General features: G+C 55.5%; 2 protein-coding genes. Both read left to right on the top strand.

Translation table 11 applies throughout. The annotated features are described in order from the left end of the window. The first annotated feature begins 181 nt into the window (after positions 1-181). Entirely contained in the window at positions 182-376 is a 195-nt protein-coding gene (locus N879_RS20985; protein ID WP_442853943.1) for an RHS domain-containing protein, read from the top strand. Continuing rightward, a partial coding sequence (locus N879_RS20805; RefSeq protein ID WP_442853944.1) for an RHS repeat-associated core domain-containing protein occupies positions 328-614 on the top strand: 287 nt, incomplete at its 3' end. The genes N879_RS20985 and N879_RS20805, both read left to right, overlap by 49 nt.

Here is a 614-nt window from a genome sequence, read left to right as displayed (position 1 = left end):
ATATGAGCAACCAAAGTTTGGCTTTGCCATTTGTCAGGCGTTGTCGCAATCGAGAAGTAAATGATTTGTTAATGGTTCAGCCTGGGAGGGATCGCGGAGTTGCAACCTGGGATTTATATGGAAAACACAGTTGTAGATAGCGTGACGTACAAGCCGGAGAGGCTATTGCACAAAACCTCGGGTGAGCTTGTTTCAGAGTGAAGAGGCAACGAGCCGGGTCGTTGGTCATGCTGGACGGCGAAGGACCACTGAAGGCCGAGCCCTTCTACTATCACTCGACCACCTGGGCACTCCGCAGGAACTGACCAGCTACGGCGGCGAAATCCTCTGGTCGGCCCGCTACGCGCCTACGGCAACGTCGCCCGCCTGGAAGTAGCGGAAATCGACAACCCACTACGCTTCCAGGGGCAGTACTACGACACGGAAACCGGCCTGCACTACAACCGGCATCGTTACTACAATCCCAACACCGGCCGTTTCCTGAACCCGGACCCGATCAAGCTGGCGGGTGGGTTGAACCACTACCAGTACGTGCCTAACCCGACGGGGTGGGTGGATCCGTTGGGGTTGTCTGATGTATGTCCACAACCAGTGAACGGTGGTACATGGAAATT

Origin of the sequence: Alcaligenes sp. EGD-AK7 (genome assembly GCF_000465875.3) — a bacterium.
GTDB lineage: Bacteria > Pseudomonadota > Gammaproteobacteria > Burkholderiales > Burkholderiaceae_B > Alcaligenes > Alcaligenes phenolicus.
Note: the sequence above shows the minus strand (reverse complement) of the source record. Positions and strands in the feature narration are given on the sequence as shown.